We start from the raw sequence: 18,877 nt of genomic DNA on the forward strand, positions 1-18,877 counted from the left end.
CTGTAAACTGCACATCATTCAGATATTTCCTACTGTCGAGCGCCGCAAGCTGATGACGCGCACCCACGAAATACGCCCTAACCTGGACGAGGGCATTGACCGCCAGGTGCTCAACCAGCTGCGCTTGCGCTTCCTGAAACTCAATCAGGGTCGACTGGAGCGCGCGATGGAAGGCTTGTCGCCACGCCAGCAGGTCGTGCTGAACGTGCTGCCGCTGTTCTTCCACGTCAATCACCCGCTGTTGCCCGGCTACGTCTCGGGCAGCACGCCGGCTGGACTGTCGGGCTACGAGCCGAACGACTCGGCCCTGGCCGAAGCCCAGCGCCTGACCCGCTCCTTCTCCTACAAGACTCGCCCGGCCAGCCTGCCACGCCCGATCCACGGCCTGTTCCTGATGGGCAGCCTGGGCACCCTGGCCCAGGCCGACCAGAGCGACATGGACTTCTGGGTCTGCCACGCCAGCGACCTGAGCCAGGGTGAACTGGCCGAACTGCGCAAGAAATGCCAGCTGCTCGAAGCCTGGGCGGCCAGCCAGGGCGCCGAGGCGCATTTCTTCCTGATTGATCCGGCCCGTTTCGTGCGCGGCGAACGCGACGCGCAACTGAGTTCGGAAGACTGCGGTACCACCCAGCACTACCTGCTGCTGGACGAGTTCTACCGCACCGCCATCTGGCTCGCCGGCCGTACGCCGCTGTGGTGGCTGGTGCCGGTGTACGAGGAAGCGCGCTACGACCAGTACACCCATACCCTGCTGTCCAAGCGGTTCATCCGCTCGGACGAATGCCTGGACCTCGGCCACCTGGCGCACATCCCGCCAGGAGAATTCATCGGGGCCGGGCTCTGGCAGTTGTTCAAGGGCATCGAGTCACCCTACAAATCGGTGCTCAAGCTGCTGCTGACCGAGGTCTACGCCAGCGAGCACCCACAGGTCGAATGCCTGAGCCTGCGCTTCAAGCAGGCGGTGTTCGCCAACCGACTGGACCTGGACGAGCTGGACCCCTATGTCGTGGTCTACCGGCGGATCGAGGAATACCTCAAGGCCCGCAACGAGCCGGAGCGCCTGGAACTGGTGCGGCGCAGCCTGTACCTCAAGGTCAACCGCAAGCTCACCGGTGGCAACACCCGCAACAGCAGCTGGCAGCGCCTGCTGCTGGTCCGCCTGGCCGGCGAATGGGGCTGGGACCGCCGGCAATTGACGCTACTCGACAGCCGCAGCCAGTGGAAGGTTCGCCAGGTCAGCGCCGAACGCCGCGCACTGGTCAACGAACTGAACTACAGCTACCGCTTCCTGACCCAGTTCGCCCGCACCGAGCAGGCCGTCAGCCTGATCAACAAGCGTGATCTCAACGTGCTCGGCCGCCGGCTCTACGCAGCCTTCGAGCGCAAGGCCGGCAAGATCGAGTTCATCAACCCCGGGATCGCGCCGGACATGGCCGAGGACACCCTCACCCTGGTCCAGTCACCCAACCGCAAGGAACCGGGACACACCCACTGGGGCCTCTACAACGGCAGCCTGGGCGCCCAGGAGTGGGAGCACTTCGCGCCGATCAAGCGCAGCCGCGAACTGCTCGAACTGCTCACCTGGTGCCATCGCAACGGCGTGATCGACAGCAGCACCCGCCTGGCCCTGCACCCGGGCAGCAGCGACCTGACCGAGTTCGAGCTGTTCAACCTGCTCGGCAGCCTGCAGCAGGTGATCGCCCTGCCCCTGAGCAGCGTCGACGAAGAACAGTTGCTGCGCCCCAGTATCCCGAGCGAGGTACTGCTGCTGGTCAACGTCGGGGTCGACCCGCTCAAGCACCACCGCGACCTGAACATCCTGATGACCACCGAACGCACCGACTCGCTGAGTTATGCCGGAGTCCGGGAAAACCTGGTGCTGACCCTCGACCAGGTCACCCTCAACAGCTGGAACGAGGTACTGCTCAACCGCTACGACGGGCCGCATGCGCTGCTCGACTGCCTGCGCGACTACCTCAACAACCTGCCGCTGGGCCGCGACATGCCCCGGCTGCAGGTACGCTGCTTCTGCCACAACCGTGCACAGTTCATCGCCCAGCGCGTCGAGGAAGTGCTCAACACCGCCCAGGAGCTGCTGCTCGGCAACCTCAACCATCGTTACCTGGTCCAGGTCCAGCAGCACTACCACGTGCTGGAACTGGTACCCGGCCAGGTCCGGCACATCGCCCTGGACAGCATTTCGATGCTGCTCGACTACCTGGGCACCGACCTGTCGGCGTACAGCCCGCTGCACCTGGACCTGCGCGCGATGGAGGAACACGACCTGGCACTGGTGCTGCCGATGGGCCAGCCCGACTGCGTGCAGGTGTTCTACCGGATCAACGAGGACCAGGCCGAGCTGTACGTGCTGGATGAATTCAACGCCCTGTGGCTGCAGCGCCTGCCGTTCCACGACGAGCAGAGCCTGCTGGTGCCGCTGCAGCGTTTCCTGCAGTCGATCCTCTACCGCCGCGAGGCCCTGATGCCGATGGACTCGGCGGCGCCAACCCGGGCACTGGAAGTCCTGTACTACCAGCTGCTGCCCTCGGCACCGGGCCGGGCCCGACGGGTCGAAGTCCGCCCGGCACCGCAGACGCCGGTCAACAAGCCGTTCTACGACGTCCAGGCAATCGTCGGCAAGACCGGCCAGGACGAGGTCCAGGTCACCCTGTACTGCAATCAGCGGGAGTTTTCCGAGCTGGAGCATGGCAACCAGCTGTACCTCGCGGTTGCCCAGGAAATCGTCGGCCAGCGGCGCGAAGTGGAGCGCTACCGCTGCTATATCACCGACCTCGACCTCAGCGGCCTGGTCGGCGAGGGCGTCGGCTCGACCAACCTGCACCTGCGCTACAAGGCCGAGCTGGAGAACTCGCTGAACCTCGCGCTGGACCTGGTCTGAAGCCGCTCAGAGGTGGTAGTCGCCAGCGGCTTCCGGCTGGTACTCGACCTCGAGCAGCGCCAGCTTCAGGGTCTTGCCACCCGGTGCCGGCCAGTTGATGTGCTGGCCGACCTGCAGGCCGAGCAAGGCACTGCCGACCGGCGCGAGAATCGAGATCCGCCCCTCGTCGGCATTGGCGTCCTGCGGATAGACCAGGGTCAGGCGGTAGTCCTTGCCGCTGCCTTCCTCGCGGCAATGCACCCGGGAATTCATGGTCACGACACCGGCCGGCACCTCTTCGTGGCCCACGACGTTTTCAGCGCGATCCAGTTCGGCCTGCAACGCGATGACGCCCGGCAGCGAGTCGTCCAGGCTGTCGATCAGGCGTTCCAGGCGCTGCACGTCCAGGCGGGTAAGAATGATGGAAGGTGCGGTGCTCATGATCCAGGCAGACTCCTTTTTTCTGCGCGATAAAAGCAAAACCCCGCCACGAAAGGCGGGGTTCTCATGCCCTACTTCGGTGCAGGGCGTATCCGGACACTACCACAGCAGCGTAAATACACAAGCCACCGAGCGATGCCTGCGCAGGAGCCGGCTGGCTGGCGATGGCGGTGTATCAGACTACGAAGAGGCTGAAGGTCAGATCGCAATCGCCCGCAAGCCGGCTCCCACCCCATGCCACAGGGCAATCAAGTGCCCTTCAGGCCTGGGCCTTGCGCGTGCGGGCCTGCGCGCAGATCACCCGCCGGCGCTCATCGTCCGCCGAGCGCCATTCGCGGATGTCCTCGACATGCCGAAAACATCCGATACAAATTTTCTGCTCATCGAGCCGGCAAAGGCTCACGCAGGGCGAAGGCACCGCCGGGCTGATGTTGCTGTAAAGCGGCTTGGGCGGCCGTGCAGGAGCGGCTGGCTGCGTCACCATCAGATCTCGTCGAAGTCCAGCTTGACGCCGGCCTGTTCCCAGGTGGCCCGGGCGACGATCTCGCTGAGCAGTTCCTCGCTCTTGTCGCAGACCCACTGGCTGCTCTCTTCGTCATAGTCGAAGTGGTAGCCACCCGAACGTGCCGCTACCCACAGCTGGCGCAGGGGTTCCTGGCGGCTGAAGATCAGCTGGCTGCCGCCTTCGAACTTGACGGTCAACACTCCGGCGGAGTTTTCCAGGTCCAGGTCCAGGTCACTCTCGTCGAACACATCCTCCAGATTTTGCTGGAGACTATCGACCAGGTCGTGAAAGCGGGCTTCAGTCAAACTCATTGCGCGAACCTCGAAAAATGCGTGTCACTCCAGGCGGGCGAAGATAAGCGCGTCGCCGGATGTTTGCAAAGCATAACCAGTGCGGGGCGACGAGACATCAATCATCGGTCCGCCACCGCCCGGCTGGCGGCTTGCATAGGCAAGCCGCCGGGTGGCCGGTATACTCGGGCGCAATCAATGCTTTTACAAAGGATTTCGCCATGAAGCGCCTGATCTCTTCCCTTGCTGCGCTCCTCGCGATCGCTTGCCTGGTCTCTGCCTGTGGTCAAAAAGGTCCGTTGTACCTCCCCGATGACAACCAGAACCCCAACGACCAGGCCAAGTCTTCGCAAAGCAAGGCGCATAAGCACGACACCTACGAGTAAGGGCTCATCATGGACGCTTTCAACTACCGCGACGGCGAGCTGTTCGCGGAAGGTGCGGCTTTGTCCGCCATTGCCGAGCGCTTTGGCACGCCCACCTACGTCTACTCCCGCGCGCACATCGAGGCGCAGTACCGCGCCTATGCCGATGCCCTCGAAGGCGTGCCGCACCTGGTCTGCTTCGCGGTCAAGGCCAACTCCAACCTCGGCGTGCTGAACCTACTGGCCCGCCTGGGCGCCGGTTTCGACATCGTTTCGCGTGGTGAGCTGGAACGCGTGCTGGCCGCTGGCGGCCGGGCCGACCGTATCGTGTTCTCCGGCGTCGGCAAGACCCGTGATGACATGCGCCGCGCCCTGGAAGTCGGCGTGCACTGCTTCAACGTCGAATCGTCCGAAGAGCTCGAGCGCCTGCAGCAGGTCGCTGCCGAGATGGGCGTACGCGCGCCGGTCTCGCTGCGGGTCAACCCGGACGTGGATGCCGGCACCCACCCGTACATCTCCACCGGCCTCAAGGAAAACAAGTTCGGCATCGCCATTGCCGACGCCGAAGAAGCCTACGTGCGCGCCGCGCAGTCGCCGAATCTGGAAGTGCTCGGCGTCGACTGCCACATCGGCTCGCAGCTGACCAGCCTGGATCCGTTCCTCGACGCCCTCGACCGCCTGCTGGCGCTGATCGACCGCCTTGGCGAATGCGGCATCTACCTGCAGCACATCGACCTCGGCGGTGGCGTGGGCGTGCGTTATCGCGACGAAGAGCCGCCACGGGTGGCCGACTACATCAAGGCCGTGCGTGAACGTACCGCCGGCCGCGACCTGGCGCTGATGTTCGAGCCGGGCCGCTTCATCGTCGCCAACGCCGGCGTGCTGCTGACCCGGGTCGAGTACCTCAAGCACACCGAGCACAAGGATTTCGCCATCGTCGACGCGGCGATGAACGACCTGATCCGGCCATCGCTGTACCAGGCCTGGATGAACGTCACCGCCGTGCGTCCGCGGGATGCACAGCCACGCACCTACGACGTGGTCGGCCCGATCTGCGAGACCGGCGACTTCCTGGCCAAGGACCGTCCGTTGGCGCTGGAAGAAGGCGACCTGCTGGCCGTGCACTCGGCTGGCGCCTATGGTTTCGTCATGAGCTCCAACTACAACACGCGCGGCCGCGCCGCCGAGGTGCTGGTGGACGGTGAGCAGGTGATCGAGATCCGTCGCCGCGAAACGCTGGCCGAACTGTACGCCGGCGAAAGCCTGCTGCCGGAGTAAACCCATGCTGCTGCGTTTTACCAAGATGCACGGCCTGGGCAACGACTTCATGGTCCTCGACCTGGTCAGCCAGCACGCGCACATTCAGCCCAAGCACGCCAAACAGTGGGGCGACCGCCACACCGGCATCGGTTTCGACCAGTTGCTGATCGTCGAGGCGCCGAGCAATCCCGAAGTGGACTTCCGCTACCGGATCTTCAACTCCGACGGTTCGGAAGTGGAACAGTGCGGCAACGGCGCGCGCTGCTTCGCCCGTTTCGTGCTGGACAAGCGCCTGACCGCCAAGCGCAGGATCCGCGTCGAGACCAAGAGCGGCATCATCGAGCTGGACGTCCGCCAGGATGGCCAGATCAGCGTCGACATGGGCGCCCCGCGCCTGGTGCCGGCGGACATTCCGTTCCAGGCCCCGGCCCAGGCCCTGAGCTACCCGCTGGAAGTCGACGGCCAACAGGTCGAACTGGCCGCCGTGTCGATGGGCAACCCCCATGCGGTGCTGCGCGTCAACGATATCAATGCGGCGCCTGTCCACGAACTGGGCCCGAAGATCGAACACCATCCGCGCTTCCCGGCACGGGTCAACGTCGGCTTCCTCCAGGTGATCGACCGTCACCGTGCGCAACTGCGCGTCTGGGAACGTGGCGCCGGGGAAACCCAGGCCTGCGGGACCGGCGCCTGCGCCGCGGCGGTAGCGGCCATCAGCCAGGGCTGGATGGATTCGCCGGTGACCATCGACCTGCCCGGTGGGCGCCTGTCCATCGAGTGGGCCGGCGTCGGCCAGCCGGTGATGATGACTGGGCCCGCCGTGCGGGTGTATGAAGGACAAGTGCGTCTATAAGCGAGCGAACGTCATGACCGACCAGCCCAAGGTTCCAGCCGAACAGCCCCACGAACTGCCAGAGCAGAGCCTTGAGGCGGCCGCCGTCGCCGCCTACCTGGAGGCTCATCCGGACTTCTTCGTCGACCATGAGGAACTGCTGCCGGCGCTGCGCATCCCGCATCAGCGTGGCGACACGGTGTCGCTGGTCGAGCGGCAGATGAAGATCCTGCGCGAACGCAACATCGAGATGCGCCATCGGCTGTCGCAGCTGATGGACGTCGCCCGCGACAACGACCGGCTGTTCGACAAGACCCGCCGGCTGATCCTCGCGCTGATGGATGCGGCCAGCCTCGACGACCTGGTGATGGCGGTCGAGGACAGCCTGCGCCAGGACTTCCAGGTGCCCTTCGTCAGCCTGATCCTGTTCGGCGACAACGCCATGCCGGTCGGCCGCTGGGTCAGCGGCGCCGAGGCCCAGCAGGCGATCGGCGGACTGCTTTCGGAAGGCAAGAGCGTCAGCGGCAGCCTGCGCGAGCATGAGCTGGACTTCCTGTTCGGCGAAGAGCAGCGCAAGCAGATCGGCTCCACCGCCGTCGTCGCCATCAGTCACCTGGGTCTGCATGGCGTGCTCGCCATCGCCAGCCGCGACCCGCAGCACTACAAGAGTTCGGTCGGCACCCTGTTCCTCGGCTATATCGCCGAAGTTCTGGGTCGCGTCGTCCCGCGCTTCACCCACTCCCTGCGCTCGGTACGCTAGCCATGGAACGACAGCTGGACGCCTACTGCGAGCACCTGCGCAGTGAGCGTCAGGTGTCGCCGCACACCCTCGAAGCCTATCGCCGCGACCTGAACAAGGTCCTGGCCTTCTGCGAGAAGGAACAGGTCGGCAGTTGGGCCAGGCTGGATATCCAGCGGCTGCGCCGACTCGTCGCCCGCCTGCACCAGCAAGGGCAATCCTCGCGCAGCCTGGCACGCCTGCTGTCGGCCGTGCGCGGGCTGTACCAGTATCTCAATCGCGAAGGCCTCTGCGATCACGACCCGGCCACCGGCCTGGCGCCACCCAAGAGCGAGCGCCGACTCCCCAAGACCCTCGATACCGACCGTGCCCAGCAGTTGCTCGACGGCGCCGTGGAGGACGACTTCCTCGCCCACCGCGACCAGGCCATTCTCGAACTGTTCTATTCCTCGGGGCTGCGCCTTTCGGAGCTGACCGGGCTCAACCTCGACCAGCTGGACCTGGCCGACGGCCTGGTGCAGGTCCACGGCAAGGGCAGCAAGACCCGCGTCCTGCCGGTCGGCCGCAAGGCCCGGGAAGCCCTGCAGGCCTGGCTGCCGCTACGGGCCCTGAGCAACCCGGCGGACGATGCGGTGTTCGTCAGCCAGCAGGGCCGGCGCCTCGGCCCTCGGGCCATCCAGCTGCGGGTCAAGGCTGCCGGCGAGCGCGAGCTTGGGCAGAACCTGCACCCGCACATGCTCCGCCACTCGTTTGCCAGCCACTTGCTGGAGTCCTCCCAGGACCTGCGCGGCGTGCAGGAACTGCTCGGCCACTCGGACATCAAGACCACGCAGATCTACACCCACCTGGACTTCCAGCACCTGGCCACCGTCTATGACAGCGCCCACCCGCGGGCCAAACGCAGCAAGGATTCCTCGCAATGACGATTGAGCTGGTCACCTTCGACCTCGACGACACCCTGTGGGACACCGCTCCCGTGATCCACAGTGCGGAAAACGTGCTGCGCGAGTGGCTGGCCAGCCATGCGCCGGACCTGGGCGGCATTCCGATCGAACACCTGTGGGCGATCCGCGAGCGCGTGCTGCTCAGCGAGCCGACGCTCAAGCACCGCATCAGCGCCCTGCGCCGGCGGGTGCTGTTCCATGCCCTGGTGGAAGCCGGTTATCCGCAGGCCCAGGCCAGCGTGCTGGCCGACGAGGCGTTCGAGGTGTTCATTCACGCCCGCCACCAGATCGACGTGTTCCCTGAGGTCGAGCCGACCCTGGAAGCCCTGGGCCGCAGCTTCGCCCTCGGCGTGGTCACCAACGGCAACGCCGACGTGCGTCGCCTGGGCCTGGCCGATTACTTCCGCTTTGCCCTCTGCGCCGAGGACATCGGCATCGCCAAGCCGGACTCGCGCCTGTTCCACGAAGCCCTGGCACGTGGCGGCAACATTGCGGCCAGCGCCGCGGTGCATATTGGCGATCATCCTGGCGACGACATCGCCGGTGCGCAGCAGGCCGGCCTGCGGGCGGTCTGGTACAACCCGGCAGGCAAGACCTGGGAAGCCGAACGCCGCCCGGATGCCGAAATTCGCAGCCTCACCGAGCTGCCGAGCCTGCTCGCCGCCTGGAACGCCTAGCCAGACAGCACCACACCTCTTGTGGCGAGGGGGCTTGCCCCCGCTGGGTCGCAGAGCGGCCCCAAGCCCGGCTGACTTGAGCTTTCAGGTACATCGCCTACTCAGGTTCTGCGGCTGCTCTGCAGCCGAGCGGGGGCAAGCCCCCTCGCCACAGTTTCTGCCCTAGCTTCTGCTTCTGATCTAGCTTCAGCTTCTGATCTAGCTTCAGCTTCTGATCTAGCTTCAGCTTCTGATCTAGCTTCAGCTTCTGATCTAGCTTCAGCCTCTGCTCTAGCCTCAGCTTCTACCCTGGCTTCAGCCTCTGCTCTAGCTTCAGCCTCTGCTCTAGCCTCAGCTTCTACCCTAGATTCAGCTTCTACCCTAGCCTCAGCTTCTGCTCTAGCCTCTACTTCTGCTGCAGATCCAGCCATTCTGCAGGCATGAAAAAGCCCGCAGCGACGGCGGGCTTTTTCGACAAGCGGGTAGCGCCACTCAGATAGGGCGGCTGCCGTACTTGTTATCCGGCTTCTTGGGCGGATCGGCGACCACGTTGGCCTCCACTTCCTGCACCTTGCCGCCGCGAGCCAGGAATTCTTCCATGGCACGCGCCAGAGCATCGCGCTCCTTGTTCTTGGTCTCGACGCTTGGCAGCTCATCGACCGATACCGCCGCCTTGGCCTTGCCCTTGGAGGTCGGAGCGGGTGCATCGCCGCCATCGTCGTCGGCTACGTCCACGTCTTCTGCAGACGCTTCCAGGCCTTCTTCGTTCTCGTCTTCGTCGCCTACTTCGAGGTCATCATTTTCCAGATCGTCGTCGCTCATGTTCTACCTCATGACTTGCGAAAAGCAGATTAGTTATAGCCCAGCTATGCCGACTGTCGAAGGCTGCCGGAAAAAAATCAACATCCGCTGGAGACCAGCGGCTTATGCCCCATCACCCTGGAGGGTGGCAAGGACTTTACGGGCACCGCCATGATCGCGGTGCTCGCCAAGATAGACGCCCTGCCAGCTACCCAGCGCCAGCCGCCCCGCCGTTACCGGCAAAGTCAGCTGACAGCCTAGCAAACTGGCCTTGAAGTGCGCCGGCAAGTCGTCCGCGCCTTCGTCGTTGTGTTCATAGTCGAGGTCGCCTTGCGGGACCAGTCGATTGAAAAAACGCTCGAAGTCACGACGTACCGCCGGATCGGCATTCTCGTTGATGGTCAACGAGGCCGAGGTATGCTGCAGCCACAAATGCAACAGACCGACTCGACATGCCTTCAGTTCAGGCAAGCCGTCGAGCAACTCCTGGGTCACCAAATGAAAACCCCGGGGCCTGGCCCGCAAGGTAATCAGTGTCTGTTGCCACATACAGTTCTCCGCCCATCGGCGCGCATTCTAGCGCGCTCAGGAAAAAAGCAAAGCGCCTAATACGCCTGCCATGCTGTAAGCCATCGCCCCATGGGAACAGGCTCCAACATTTTGTCTGTAATGCCTCTGGATAAATCCTTTCAGCCCTCTTTCCCCTGACAAAATCCGGACAAAAAAATGCCCGGCAAGCCGGGCAATTTTTTTCAAGGCACTTAGAGGTTATAGCCACGCTCGTTGTGTTGTGCCAGGTCGAGGCCGACCGATTCTTCCTCGTCGGTGACCCGCAGGCCCATCACCACATCCAGGACCTTCAGGATGACGTAGGTGACGATCGCGGTGTAGATGATGGTGAAGCCGACACCCTTGCACTGTACCCAGACCTGGGCAGCCACATCGGTGGTCGCGGCGTTGAAGCCGCCCATCGACGGTGCGGCGAACACGCCGGTCAGGATCGCGCCGAGGATACCGCCGATACCGTGCACGCCGAAGGCGTCCAGGGAGTCGTCGTAGCCCAGCTTGCGCTTGAGCGAGGTGGCGCAGAAGAAGCACACCACGCCAGCGGCCAGGCCGATCACCAGTGCCCCCATCGGGCCGACGGTACCGGCCGCCGGGGTAATGGCGACCAGGCCGGCCACCACGCCCGAGGCGATACCCAGTGCGCTTGGCTTGCCGTGGGTCAGCCACTCGGCAAACATCCAGCCCAGTGCGGCGGCGGCGGTGGCAATCTGGGTCACCAGCATCGCCATGCCGGCGGTGCCGTTGGCGGCAGCGGCGGAACCGGCGTTGAAGCCGAACCAGCCGATCCACAGCATGGCAGCACCGATCAGGGTGTAGCCCAGGTTATGCGGCGCCATTGGCGTGGTTGGGTAGCCCTTGCGCTTGCCCAGCACCAGGCAGGCCACGAGACCGGCGATACCGGCGTTGATGTGCACCACGGTGCCACCTGCGAAGTCCAGCACGCCCCAGTCGCCCAGCAGCGAACCCGCACCGCCCCAGACCATGTGCGCGATCGGCGCATAGACCAGAGTGAACCAGACACCCATGAAGATCAGCATCGCGGAGAATTTCATGCGCTCGGCGAAGGCACCGACGATCAGCGCCGGGGTGATGATCGCGAAGGTCATCTGGAAGGTGACGAACACCGCCTCGGGGAACAGCGCCGCAGGGCCGGTGATGCTCGCCGGAGTGATACCGGCCAGGAAGGCCTTGCCCAGGCCGCCGACGAAGGAGTTGAGGTTGACGACACCGGCTTCCATCCCGGTGGTATCGAACGCCATACTGTAGCCGTAGATGAACCACAGGATGGTGATCAGGCCAGTGATGGCGAAGCACTGCATCATCACCGAAAGAATGTTCTTCGAACGCACCATGCCGCCGTAGAACAGCGCCAGGCCCGGAATGGTCATGAACAGCACGAGGGCCGTGGAGGTCAGCATCCAGCTGGTGTCACCGGAATTGAGCACCGGCGCGGGGGCAGGGTCTGCCGCCATGGCCAGGGCTGGCATTATTAGGGACAACAGGGCTCCTAGCCCTGCGAATTTACGCAGAGTCATATTGTTTTCTCCTGGGGCGTTGGGGTTTGGGCGGCTTAGATGGCGTCGGTATCGGTTTCGCCGGTACGGATGCGAATAGCCTGTTCCAGATTGACCACGAAGATCTTGCCGTCACCGATCTTGCCGGTGTTGGCGGCCTTGGTTATCGCCTCGATAACCCGGTCCAGATCCTTGTCGTCGATGGCGACGTCGATCTTCACCTTGGGCAGGAAGTCGACCACGTATTCCGCGCCGCGATACAGCTCGGTGTGACCCTTCTGCCGACCGAAGCCCTTGACCTCAGTGACGGTAATGCCCTGCACGCCGATCTCGGACAACGACTCGCGCACATCGTCCAACTTGAACGGCTTGATGATGGCAGTGACTAGCTTCATGAAACTCTCTCCCGAATTGGTGGACTTGCCCCAGGAAAACAAACCCGACTCAAGTCTAAGCGCAGTGCCTGGCTTTGTAACGCGTCGTCAGCCCTGATCTGCCTGTCGACGCCAGCCAACCGTTGCCGATCGGCCGAGCCCGCCGCACTGCCTGGTCACAGCGACTGCATCAGTGCATGGGTCATGAGCGACTAAGCAGAAACCTTGCCAGCTCTGCAAAACCCATGAATTTCAAGCTCTTGGCTAGCTTCACAAGGGAAAAGCGGCGCGGCGCCCCACCAGCACGCACAACAACGGTGCGCGAGCGCCCGGCGGGTTGCGCAAAAAGCGTGCACCGCCGACCCTTAAAATCACTATAGACACCGCGTGGTACACTGGACCGACCCTGTATCCGGAAATCCACACCATGCTCGCGCCCAAAGACTTCCTCGACGCCCTGAGCGGCCAAGCCTCCCGCCTGTTCAATGGCGAAAGCCCATTGCCGCGCAACGAAATCGAAAGCCAGTTCAAGGCCCTGCTGCAGAGCGGATTCAGCAAGCTGGACCTGGTCAGCCGGGAAGAATTCGACAGCCAGATGGTGGTCCTGGCCCGCACCCGTGCGCGCCTGGAGAGCCTGGAGGCGAAGGTCGCCGAGCTGGAGGCGCGACTGGCCCCCGCCCAGGAGTGACACACCCGGCGCCGCCAGGGCGCCAGGTCATGAGCCGGGCCGAACGGCCCGGCCGAATCAGAGCCGGAAGCGGCTGACCAGCGAGTTGAAGGACAGCGCCAGGTTCGACAGTTCCTGGCTCGACGCGTTGGTCTGGTTGGCCCCGGCAGCGGTCTGGGTGGACAGATCCTGGATGTTCACCAGGTTGCGATCCACCTCGCGGGCCACATGGGCCTGCTCCTCGGACGCGGTGGCGATCACCAGGTTGCGGTCGTTGATCTGCGAGATACCTTCGGCGATCTGCTCCAGCGCCTCGCCGGCAGCCCGGGCCAGGTCCTGGGTTTCGGTCACCAGCGCCTGGCTCTTGCCCATCGCGTCGACCGCGTTGTCGGCACGGTCCTGCACCGAATGAATCATCGTCTCGATCTCGCCGGTCGACGCCTGGGTCCGTGCCGCCAGGGCCCGTACCTCATCGGCGACCACGGCAAAGCCGCGCCCCTGCTCGCCGGCGCGGGCCGCCTCGATGGCCGCGTTGAGCGCCAGCAGGTTGGTCTGCTCGGCGATGCCGCGGATCACATCCAGCACCTGGCCGATATCGCGAACCTGCACGGCAAGATCCTTGACCAGGCCGGTGGACGAATTGATTTCCAGGGTCGCATTGTTGATCGCCTGCACGGCGCTGCGCGCCTGGTCGCGACCGCTGCTGGCCTGCACGCTGGTCGACTGCGAGGCCTGCGACGTCGAAACGGCATTGCGCGCCACTTCCTCGACCGCCGATGTCATTTGCGTCACGGCGGTGGCCGCCTGCTGGATCTCGTCGTTCTGGCGAGTCAGCGCCCGGCTGCCGTCATCGGTCACCGCCGTCAGTTCCTCGGCCGCGGAGGCCAGCTGGTCGGCGGCGCTGGCGATCTGCTGGATGGTGTTCTTCAGACTGTCCTGCATGTCGCCCAGGGCCTTGAGCAACTGGCCGGCCTCGTCACGACCATGGCTGGTGATGCGCTGGGTCAGGTCGCCCTCGGCGATACGTTGTGCACAGTCAACCGCGGTGGAAATTGGCCGGCTGATCAGGCGGCTGATGAAGAAGCCCAGCAGCACGGCCGCGATGAAGGCGATGGCGATGCCGCTGTACAACAGCGTCCTGGCCGAGGCCTCCTGCGCCGTAGCCGCCTTGGCATCCTCGCTGATTTGGCGATCGTTGGAGTCGATCATGATGGTCAACTGGTCCATCACCTTGCGGTAGGCCTTCTGCAGGTCACCCAGCAGCAGGACGCGGCCGTTCTCCAGGTCACCCGCCGCCATCATCGCCACATAGCGCTGCACCAGGGCCTGGTACACCGGCCAGTCGCGCGCCATCTGGTCGCCGGCGATGCGCTCGTCCTCGGCGAGCGGGCCCTTGCGGTACGCGGCGAACGCCTGCTCGCTGGCCAGCTGGTTGGCTTTCATCGACGCCAGGAACTCATCCTTGACGCTCTGCGGCGCATTGCCGGCGGTCGCGACATACAACCGGTACATGTCGCGCGTCTGGCCGACCGCCTTGGTCTTGGTCTGCGAAGTGTTGGCGACCGAGACGAGGTTGTTGCTGAACACCGCCTGCAGCCGCGCCGACAGCGCGGACACGCCACTGATGCCGAGCATGCCCACGGCGAGCGTGATCAGCGCGCAAAGGAAGAAGGAGCTGATCAGTTTGGTCGAGAGTTTTGCATCGTTGAGCCAGTTCATCGGTGAATCCTTGTGGGCGCTGGTCGAGCAGCCCTTTTCATGTGTGCATTTCCCTGCCCCGGCGTACTGCCAGGTGACGGGCCCGTGTGGGGATTCCATCGCTGCTCGAGCCCGCCTGACGACAACACGGCCTGAGCTGGCGCATGGCAAGGTTCTTCAACCAATGACGTCGTACCACAGCACAAACGCACAAGCCGAATACCTCTTTTTCCCTCAAGCTTGATGGGATCACTTCCTTCTCGCCCCCTCATCGCGCGCACGATGTCGACGGGCCACCTACTTTCTGAAACATACGTTCCAGAGCCTTTAGCTGCAACAAACACGTAATGGCTTTTTGCCATAATCGTTGTTAAATGTTACAGCATGTGAAATATTAACCGCAAACATACGATGTCGTACGACGACTCTTATCCGGTTATGAAAATGACACGGATCGGGCGTCACGCGCGCAAGTCAAACCGTGAGGAGTTACACATGCATCCGCAAAGGATGGGTCGGCTGTTGCCTGGCGTGCAGAAGGCAAGACCCATGAGGAATACCCTGGCCGGGTGGCTGGCCCTGATGACCATCAGCCTGGGGGCCCATGCCGAGGCGCTCGACGCCAACGCATCGGCCGGCAAGCGCCTGGCGGTGGCCAGCGACTGCGTGGCCTGCCACACCAGTGCCGGGGGCAAGCCGTTCGCCGGCGGCTACCCGCTGAACTCGCCGATGGGCGTCATCTACTCGACCAACATCACCCCGTCCAAAACTGCCGGGATCGGCAACTACAGCGAGGCGGACTTCGCCCGTGCCGTGCGCGACGGCGTGACGCCGAACGGTACCCACCTGTACCCGGCCATGCCGTACACCTCCTACGCGAAGATGACCGACAGCGACATCGCCGAGCTCTACCAGTACTTCATGCATGAAGTGAAACCGGTGGACGCCCCGAGCCCCAAGACCCAGCTGGACTTCCCGTTCAACATCCGCGCCTCGATGATCGGCTGGAACGCGCTGTTCCACAGCGACAAGCGCTTCACCCCGGACCCGGCCAAGTCGGCCCAGGTCAACCGCGGCGACTACCTGGTCAATGCGCTGGCCCACTGCGACACCTGCCACACCCCGCGCAACGTGCTGATGGCCGCCAACAACGACAAGGCGCTGTCCGGCGGCTCGCTGGGCGCCTGGTACGCACCGAACATCACCTCGGACAAGACCAGCGGCATCGGCGCCTGGTCGAGCGACGAAATCGTCGCCTACCTGCGCACTGGCCACGTCGAGGGCAAGGCCCAGGCCGCCGGACCGATGGCGGAGGCGGTCGAGCACAGCCTGCAGTACCTGGGTGATGACGACCTCAAGGCCATCGCCGCCTACCTGCTGCAGACCACTCCGGTCGCCAGCGGCGAACGCCAGGCACGCCACACCTTCGGCCAGGCCTCCAGCGACGAGCTGACCCTGCGCGGCGGCAAGCCGCAGGACAACCCGGGCTGGCACATCTTCAGCGGCACCTGCGCCAACTGCCACCAGGCCAACGGCCAGGGCAACCGCGAGTACCCGTCACTGTTCCACAACACCGCCACCAGCCGTGCCGACAACCTGATCGCGACCATCGTCCATGGCGTGCACCGCAAGGTCGACGGCGTCGCCATCGACATGCCGGGCTTCGGTCCCGACGCGTTCTATACCGACCGCCTCACCGACCAGGAAATCGCCGATGTCAGCAACTACGTGCTGACCCACTACGGCAATCCGCAAACCACCGTGACCGCCGCCGACGTGGCGCGTGTACGCGAAGGCGGCCCCAAGGCGCCGCTCGCCGTCCTGGCGCAGTACAGCGTGCCGGGCCTGATCATTCTCGGCCTGCTGGTCCTCCTGGCGCTGTTCAGGCTCAAGACCCGTCGCCAGCGCGTGGAGGCCTGAACCATGGAAACTTCAATGACTGACAAGCACACCCTCTCCCGCCGCAGCCTGCTGCGCGGCTCGGTGACCCTCGGCCTGGCCGCCCTGGTCGGCAGCCTCGCCCCGTGGCAATCGGTGCTGGCCGCGGACGACCAGGACTTCATCGCCCTGTCGCAGTTCCTCGTCAGCCGCCCGGTCAACCCGGTGCTGGCGGCGCGTTACTACCGCGCCCTGAGCAAGCGTGCGCCGAACTTCGCCGGCAACGTCGGTGCCCTGCGCCAGCTGATCACCACGCAAGGCTTCAAGCACGTGGACGAATACCTGGCCCAGCCCAACCCGGATGCGTCGCTGAAGGCGACTGCCACCAGCATCATCTCGGCCTGGTACCTGGGCATCGTCGGCGAGCTCGCCGACGCCGAACTGGTCAGCTACTCCGAAGCGCTGATGTACGCGCCGACCCACGGCATCCTCGCCATCCCCACCTACGGCGGTGGCCCCGACTCCTGGGGCAACAAGCCAACCGATAGACAGGACACCCAACTATGAGCAGTGCTGCTTACGATGCCGACGTGGTCATCATCGGCTCCGGCGTGATGGGCGGCCTGATCGCCGCCGAAATGGCCAAGGCCAACAAATCCGTGATCGTCCTCGAGGCCGGTCCGCGGGTGAACCGCCGCGACATCGTCGAAACCTTCCGCAACGCCCCGGTCAAGCTGTCGCTGGCCAACGCCAAGCTGCAAGGCGCCGGCTCGCCGTACCCGAGCCTGCCGCACGCGCCCTCTACCTATGGCGACTACCTGCAGCAGGTCGGCCCGGTGAAATACAACACCTCGTACCTGCGCGTGGTCGGCGGTACCACCTGGCACTTCGGTTCCTCGCTGTGGCGCATGCTGCCCAACGACTTCCGTCTCAACAGCCTGTACGGGCGCGGGCGTGACTGGCCGATCAGCTACGATGAACTGGAACCCTTCTACGCCCGCGCCGAAACCGAGCTGGGCGTGTCCGGTGTCGATGGCCAGGACGAAAGCGGCCAGGGCGGCGCAGCCTTCCCGCCCCGCTCCATCCCCTACCCGATGGAGGGCCTGAAGCCGAGCTACATGTTCAAGCGCCTGTCGAGCATGCTCAGCAAGGGCGGCTACAACCCGATCCTGGAACCCAACGGCCGCGCCACCCGTCCCTACGGCAAGCGCCCGCCGTGCGCCGGCAACAACAACTGCAACCCGGTCTGCCCGATTGCCGCCAAGTACGATGGTTCCATGCACATCGATGAAGCCGAAAAGCATGGCGCCAAGCTGCTGGACAACTCGGTGGTGTACAAGATCGAGGCCGGTGACGACGGCAAGATCAGCGCGATCTGGTACATGCGCCCGGACAAGACCCAGCACCGCCTGACCGCCCGCTACTTCGTGCTGGCGGCCTACGGCATCGAGTCGCCGAAGCTGCTGCTGATGTCCACGTCCGAGAAGTATCCGAACGGCATCGCCAACTCTTCCGACCAGGTCGGTCGCAACCTGATGGACCACACCGGCATCAGCATGAACGTGATGACCAAGGAAGACATGTGGCCAGGCGAAGGCCCGACCCAGTTGCTGGTGTACCTCAACAGCCGTGACGGCGGCTTCCGCAAGGACTACCCGAGCTACAAGATCAAGGTGCGCAACACGGTGCCGACCTCGCAGATCACCAGCAACCTGATCGCCAAGGGTGTGCTCGGCTCGAAACTCGACGAGCAGATCCGCCTGCAATCGGCCCGTTCGCTGAACTGGGCGGTGGACTTCGAAACCCTGCCGCTGCCGGAAAACCGCGTGACGCCGAGCAAGACCAAGTTCGATGCCATCGGCCTGCCGGTACCGGAGATCTACTACAGCGTCCCGGACTACTGGCACGCCGGCAAGGAAAAGGCCCTGGAGGACTTCAAGCAGTTCGCCAAGCTGCTCGACGCCGACATCCTCAGCACCGACGTGGGCTTCCAGAACCGCCAGCACATCATGGGCACCACCATCATGGGCGACGATCCGAAGAACTCGGTGGTCGACCGTGACTGCCGCGCCCACGACCACGCCAACCTGTTCATCGCCGGCACCAGCGTGATGCCGTCGTCGTCCTGCGTGAACCCCACGCTGACCGGCGCGGCCCTGAGCATCCGTATTGCCGATCAACTGCTCAAGGACTTCCAGGCGTAACGCCTGGTCCCGCAGCAGCCAACGTGGCAGGCCGCCCTGGCCTGTCACGTCTTCCCCTCCTCCCCTGCCCCCTCCTCTGGCAAGCGCCTGACCCGGCCGTTTCAGCACTCACTCGAGCCTTGAAAACATTGTCCCTATTTTAGAATCAATCATTCTCATTTTTGCCTAATTGTCTCGAACACGGATCGCCCCTAAAGTACACCCATACCGCAGCCACTGAGCAAAACGCCAGGCCGGTGCCGAATTCGCTTCACACACTTTATC

19 protein-coding genes are annotated in these 18,877 nt (G+C 64.3%); 11 read left to right on the forward strand and 8 right to left on the reverse strand.

What is annotated here, in order from left to right:
• Window positions 1-52 precede the first annotated feature (52 nt).
• On the forward strand, window positions 53-2,899 hold the full coding sequence (locus HU752_RS31505) for a class I adenylate cyclase (RefSeq protein ID WP_186688627.1): 2,847 nt from the start codon (window positions 53-55) through the stop codon (window positions 2,897-2,899).
• A gap of 6 nt (window positions 2,900-2,905) precedes the next feature.
• Here HU752_RS31505 and rnk read toward each other — a convergent pair whose 3' ends face one another.
• From rnk to cyaY, 3 genes are all read right to left on the reverse strand, one after another.
• On the reverse strand, window positions 2,906-3,319 hold the full coding sequence (rnk, locus tag HU752_RS31510; protein WP_186688629.1) for a nucleoside diphosphate kinase regulator: 414 nt from the start codon (window positions 3,317-3,319) through the stop codon (window positions 2,906-2,908).
• A 259-nt stretch (window positions 3,320-3,578) separates the two neighbouring features.
• Window positions 3,579-3,800 carry a DUF1289 domain-containing protein gene (locus tag HU752_RS31515; protein ID WP_186688677.1) on the reverse strand — a complete coding sequence of 74 codons (222 nt, stop codon included), beginning with the start codon at window positions 3,798-3,800 and terminating at the stop codon, window positions 3,579-3,581.
• A gap of 2 nt (window positions 3,801-3,802) precedes the next feature.
• A complete protein-coding gene (cyaY, locus tag HU752_RS31520; protein ID WP_186688631.1) occupies window positions 3,803-4,135 on the reverse strand; it encodes an iron donor protein CyaY in 333 nt (110 codons plus the stop codon).
• Between the two features lie 200 nt (window positions 4,136-4,335).
• Here cyaY and lptM point away from each other — a divergent pair, with 200 nt between their 5' ends.
• From lptM to HU752_RS31550, 6 genes are read left to right on the forward strand one after another with little or no spacing between them, the layout of a single operon-like run.
• Complete coding sequence (gene lptM / locus HU752_RS31525; protein ID WP_017901995.1) at window positions 4,336-4,500, forward strand: LPS translocon maturation chaperone LptM; 165 nt, start codon at window positions 4,336-4,338, stop codon at window positions 4,498-4,500.
• Between the two features lie 9 nt (window positions 4,501-4,509).
• Entirely contained in the window at window positions 4,510-5,757 is a 1,248-nt protein-coding gene (lysA, locus tag HU752_RS31530; RefSeq protein ID WP_186688633.1) for a diaminopimelate decarboxylase, read from the forward strand.
• A 4-nt stretch (window positions 5,758-5,761) separates the two neighbouring features.
• Window positions 5,762-6,592: a diaminopimelate epimerase gene (dapF, locus tag HU752_RS31535; protein ID WP_186688636.1), complete on the forward strand. Its 831-nt coding sequence runs from the start codon at window positions 5,762-5,764 to the stop codon at window positions 6,590-6,592.
• A 13-nt stretch (window positions 6,593-6,605) separates the two neighbouring features.
• Window positions 6,606-7,331, forward strand: coding sequence for a DUF484 family protein (locus HU752_RS31540; protein WP_186688639.1), 726 nt, complete (start codon window positions 6,606-6,608; stop codon window positions 7,329-7,331).
• Window positions 7,332-7,333: 2 nt separating this feature from the next.
• Window positions 7,334-8,233, forward strand: a complete 900-nt coding sequence (xerC, locus tag HU752_RS31545) for a tyrosine recombinase XerC (RefSeq protein WP_186688642.1) — start codon at window positions 7,334-7,336, stop codon at window positions 8,231-8,233.
• On the forward strand, window positions 8,230-8,931 hold the full coding sequence (locus HU752_RS31550; protein ID WP_186688645.1) for an HAD family hydrolase: 702 nt from the start codon (window positions 8,230-8,232) through the stop codon (window positions 8,929-8,931). The genes xerC and HU752_RS31550 overlap by 4 nt, the downstream gene beginning before the upstream one ends.
• A 471-nt stretch (window positions 8,932-9,402) precedes the next feature.
• On the opposite strand, the gene sutA is transcribed toward HU752_RS31550, so the two are convergent.
• The 4 genes from sutA to glnK form a co-directional block, all read right to left on the reverse strand.
• The gene (gene sutA / locus HU752_RS31555) at window positions 9,403-9,732 is read right to left on the reverse strand and encodes a dormancy-specific transcriptional regulator SutA (protein WP_186688647.1); all 330 of its coding nucleotides are present in this window, start codon (window positions 9,730-9,732) and stop codon (window positions 9,403-9,405) included.
• 102 nt (window positions 9,733-9,834) lie between these two features.
• Window positions 9,835-10,260 (reverse strand): secondary thiamine-phosphate synthase enzyme YjbQ, encoded by a 426-nt coding sequence (locus HU752_RS31560; RefSeq protein ID WP_186688648.1) that lies wholly within the window; start codon window positions 10,258-10,260, stop codon window positions 9,835-9,837.
• A 212-nt stretch (window positions 10,261-10,472) separates the two neighbouring features.
• Entirely contained in the window at window positions 10,473-11,813 is a 1,341-nt protein-coding gene (locus HU752_RS31565; RefSeq protein ID WP_186688650.1) for an ammonium transporter, read from the reverse strand.
• 35 nt (window positions 11,814-11,848) lie between these two features.
• Window positions 11,849-12,187, reverse strand: a complete 339-nt coding sequence (glnK, locus tag HU752_RS31570) for a P-II family nitrogen regulator (protein ID WP_002555808.1) — start codon at window positions 12,185-12,187, stop codon at window positions 11,849-11,851.
• A gap of 406 nt (window positions 12,188-12,593) precedes the next feature.
• Here glnK and HU752_RS31575 point away from each other — a divergent pair, with 406 nt between their 5' ends.
• Window positions 12,594-12,854, forward strand: coding sequence for an accessory factor UbiK family protein (locus HU752_RS31575; protein ID WP_186688653.1), 261 nt, complete (start codon window positions 12,594-12,596; stop codon window positions 12,852-12,854).
• Between the two features lie 57 nt (window positions 12,855-12,911).
• Here the strand turns inward: HU752_RS31575 and HU752_RS31580 are convergent, their stop codons facing one another.
• Entirely contained in the window at window positions 12,912-14,552 is a 1,641-nt protein-coding gene (locus HU752_RS31580) for a methyl-accepting chemotaxis protein (RefSeq protein WP_186688656.1), read from the reverse strand.
• 528 nt (window positions 14,553-15,080) lie between these two features.
• On the opposite strand from HU752_RS31580, the gene HU752_RS31585 reads away from it, so the two are divergent.
• Genes HU752_RS31585 through HU752_RS31595 form a run of 3 tightly spaced genes read left to right on the forward strand, consistent with a single transcriptional unit; the run spans window position 15,081 to window position 18,613 of the window.
• Entirely contained in the window at window positions 15,081-16,451 is a 1,371-nt protein-coding gene (locus HU752_RS31585) for a cytochrome c (RefSeq protein WP_186688658.1), read from the forward strand.
• Between the two features lie 15 nt (window positions 16,452-16,466).
• A complete protein-coding gene (locus HU752_RS31590) occupies window positions 16,467-16,976 on the forward strand; it encodes a sugar dehydrogenase complex small subunit (protein ID WP_225920085.1) in 510 nt (169 codons plus the stop codon).
• Window positions 16,973-18,613: a GMC family oxidoreductase gene (locus tag HU752_RS31595; RefSeq protein WP_186688662.1), complete on the forward strand. Its 1,641-nt coding sequence runs from the start codon at window positions 16,973-16,975 to the stop codon at window positions 18,611-18,613. The genes HU752_RS31590 and HU752_RS31595 overlap by 4 nt, the downstream gene beginning before the upstream one ends.
• Window positions 18,614-18,877 lie beyond the last annotated feature (264 nt).

The sequence above is a fragment of the Pseudomonas vanderleydeniana genome, assembly GCF_014268755.2.
GTDB classification, from domain to species: domain Bacteria; phylum Pseudomonadota; class Gammaproteobacteria; order Pseudomonadales; family Pseudomonadaceae; genus Aquipseudomonas; species Aquipseudomonas vanderleydeniana.